Below are 3,775 nucleotides of genomic sequence, written 5' to 3' on the forward strand. Positions count from 1 at the left end.
ATCATCACCTGACGACTTTTATAATTTTACTGGATTAAAACTTTTTTGTCAACACTTTTTTTAAATGTTTTTAAAGTTTATTTCCACATCGCTTTGCTCGTTACTTACTTGCCTCAGCGACAAGATTTATTATACTACCTTCTCTTACATCATTTACTTATCTTTTCTATTATTTATCAAATTTATTCATCATTTTCTCTTTTTTTCTCTTTTTTCTTCTTTTTTTCATTAATTGATACACTAGGAATAGTTTTCGCTTTACAAATTAAAGCATAGCTGAGGAATTTCCCCTTGCTATGCTTATTTCATAAGATATTAATTAAATTTTATTTACATCAATATGTTTCTTACTAAATCTATTGATTCAAAATGAGTTAATTGATATTGAAGTGGTGTTATTGTGATATATCCTTCTTCTATATTATATATATCAGTATCTTTTTCACATTTTTTTATAGGTTCTCCATATATTTTTGCTGTCCTACTACCATCCTCATTTAAGGTTTCAATATAAGTATTTTTATAATCTCTATACCCCATTTTACAAACCTTTATATCATTACTTTTAAGTTTTGATGGAAAGTTTATATTAAACATTACTTTTGCATCAAATTCATTTTCAATCAATTTTTTTACTATTTTGGCTGCTAACTTTGCAGTTTCTATATAATTCTCTTCAATACCATCACATGAAAATGCTATAGCAGTCTTTTTCATTATTAGTCCTTCCATTGCAGCTGATACTGTACCTGAATAAAGAACATCTGTTCCTAAGTTGAATCCATTGTTAATTCCTGATATAACTAATTCTATTTCTGAGTCTATATTAGTAAGTGCAAATTTTGTACAATCTGCTGGTGTACCAGTTATACTGTATGCTTTAGATTTTATTCCTTCAAGCTTTTCTTCTCTAACTATTAAATCATTTCTTAAAGTTATCGCATGACTACTTGCACTTCTTTCTTCACTTGGTGCAACTATAATTACATCATGATCTTTTTCTAATTGTTGTGCTAAATAAAATATTCCTTTAGCAAATATTCCATCATCGTTTGTTATTAATATTTTCATTTAACTTACCTCACTATATATCTATATTTTATTATATCTTTAAAATTAATCTAACTATTAGATACAAACCACTATTTTAACATATTATCTAAACTTTTGGGTAATGTAAACTACTAACTATAACTTACAAAGTATATTGTAAAAATTAACGATAAACAATTAACAATGAATGATAAAACTGAAGTCTCAGTTTTTTTGAATCAAATTTTATAATAATTTTCAAAGTAAATTAATTGAAAACAATATAAAACCGTAGTTTTTAAGTGTTTCTATTTTAAATATTACGAACGAAGTGAGTAATATTCACCATAACTTTTCACTCTTCACTCTTACTTTTTAATTGGTTTCCAACATGATAATAGAATAAACTTTAATATTGCTATTGTCATTTGATGAATCTATTATTTAAAATTTGAAATTGGAACCCTATAGTTACCTATACAACTTTAAAATTATCTATTTTTGATTCTAATTGTTTTGAAAGATCATTTAATGATAATGCACATTCGCCAAGATCTTCAACTGTGGTTCTTTGTTCTTGTGATGAAGCTAATACTTCTTCTGTTGATGCAGCTGTTTCCTCTGATATTGCCGAAATTGTTTCCATTGTTTCCATCAAATCTTCACGTTTTATATTAACCTGCTCACATTGACCTTTGACTTCAAGTATTCTTAAATTAAGATTTTTTATATCCTCACTTATATTATTAAAAATTTCTTCAGTATTATTAACTATCTTAAGCTGATTTTCTGTAGACATATTTGAAATGTTAGTATATTCTACAACTTTCGAAACTTGATTTTGTATAGATAGTATTAAATTTTTAATATCTTCAGCTGACCTTCTAGACTCCTCAGCTAAATTTCTAATTTCATCCGCTACTACTGCAAACCCTTTTCCTTGTTCACCTGCATGAGCTGCCTCAATTGAAGCATTTAGTGCAAGTAAATTAGTTTGTTGTGATATTGAAGCAATTGTATCACTTATTACTGATATTTCATTAGACATAGTATTCATTTGCTTAACTAATATATCAACTTTTTTAGTAGATTCATTTACTTCTTTAGATTTAATTATAAGTGTTTTTACTATATCTAATCCCTTATCACTAAGTTCTTTATTACTATTAGATATACTTTGTATCTCTAATGTTGCCCTGTCCAATTCCCTTATACTTTGAGATATTTCAGATGTTTTCATTACACCATTTTCTAAAGCTGAAGCTTGCTCTGTAGCACTATTTGCAATTTGTTCAATTGCCTCAGTTATATCTCTTATAGCTTGATCTGATAAATCATACATTCTATTTAAAAGTTCTACACTTTCATTTATTGTATATGAACTTCCCTTTAAATCAATCACTAAATTAGAAATAGAATTTTTCATGCTTTGTGTAGCTTCACCCAAAATTCCTATTTCATCTTTTTGTTGCAATATATTCACAGGAACATCTTGAGTAAAATTACCATTTTGCAGTAAATTTAAATAAGAAGAAGTTTCTTCTATGGGCTTAGAAATTTTACTTGATAATTTTAACCCTGAAATTATAGAAACAATAATAGTTCCTAATGCTAAAATAAGTATAAAGATTGTCACAGCATTAGTAGCCTTATATATATCATGATTGTGTATTATTGCTATTAATTTGAATTCATTTTCAGGTGGAGCATATATATTAATCATAGATTTTTCATTATCTATTGTAGAATCTATTACTTTAGATGATATTTCACTAATATCCTCTACTCCAGAAATATGTAATTCTGATATATTTTTTAAAGTCATTTTATCATGTTGAGGATCTGCTATAATGTTTCCAGATTTATCAGTTACTATAATATAACCATCTCCCCCAATTGATATTTTTTTAACCATATCTACTATTTCTTTGAGTTTTAAATCAATTCCAATAACTCCTATAGTTTCACCATTGACATCTATGCTTTTAACTACACTAATAATTTCCTCATTTGTATCTTCTAAATAATAAGCATTTGTTATAGATACTTTGCCTTTATTTTCAATTGCATGTTTATAATATGGTCTTTCTCTTGGATCATAATTTGATGGTAACGTTTCCTCTGGCCATTGCATATATCCGCCATCTTTTAATCCTATATAAATATGAGAAGTTTCTGGATGTGTATTCCCAAAATTGTTAAATTGCTCAAAAATTTCTTGTTGAATAGCTTCTTCTTTTGAATAATCGAGTTTTAAATCTGAAGTGTTTGATTTGTTTAAATATGTGTTAAGTTTACCTGAAGACTGTTTAATTAAATCTTCCTCGCTCATAAACTGTAAATCCTCTGATACATCTTTAAAGTAGGAATTAATATAATTATTGACTTGAATAATTTCTTCTGAACTTGATTGTATAAAATTGCTCTTTTCATTACTTTTTATATATGGTATTGTTAAAAAAATTATACAACAAATTGGTAATATAGATAAAAGAATAAAATTCTTTGTTAATTTATTCCTCATTGTTATTTTTTTGTTTGTTTTTCTAGTTGTTTTCATTTATAACTACGACTTCCTTTCTTGTAAGACTAATCATAAATATAACATAAAAATATATTTTTTTAGTATTTGTTAAAAATAATTAACTAAAAAATAACTTACATAACAATAAAATATGAATAATTTGCAAATAAAAAAAGCAATCCTAACTGGATTGCTTTTCATGGTGGAGATAAAGAGATT

The 3,775-nt window shown here is 26.1% G+C and carries 2 protein-coding genes; both read right to left on the reverse strand.

Features of this window, described 5'->3' with window-relative positions:
* Positions 1-330: 330 nt before the first annotated feature.
* Positions 331-1,071: a 5'/3'-nucleotidase SurE gene (gene surE / locus BN346_RS04235; protein WP_034439812.1), complete on the reverse strand. Its 741-nt coding sequence runs from the start codon at positions 1,069-1,071 to the stop codon at positions 331-333.
* A 436-nt stretch (positions 1,072-1,507) separates the two neighbouring features.
* Positions 1,508-3,556, reverse strand: a complete 2,049-nt coding sequence (locus BN346_RS04240; RefSeq protein ID WP_158644443.1) for a methyl-accepting chemotaxis protein — start codon at positions 3,554-3,556, stop codon at positions 1,508-1,510.
* Between the last annotated feature and the right edge of the window lie 219 nt (positions 3,557-3,775).

The sequence above is a fragment of the Clostridium ihumii AP5 genome (assembly GCF_000612845.1).
In the GTDB taxonomy this organism is placed as follows: Bacteria; Bacillota; Clostridia; order Clostridiales; family Clostridiaceae; genus Clostridium_J; species Clostridium_J ihumii.

What these genes read in the sequence shown, in the direction of transcription:
- surE (WP_034439812.1), bottom strand. Translation starts at nt 1,071, where the DNA reads ATGAAAATATTAATAACAAACGATGATGGAATATTTGCTAAAGGAATA.
- BN346_RS04240 (WP_158644443.1), bottom strand. Translation starts at nt 3,556, where the DNA reads ATGAGGAATAAATTAACAAAGAATTTTATTCTTTTATCTATATTACCA.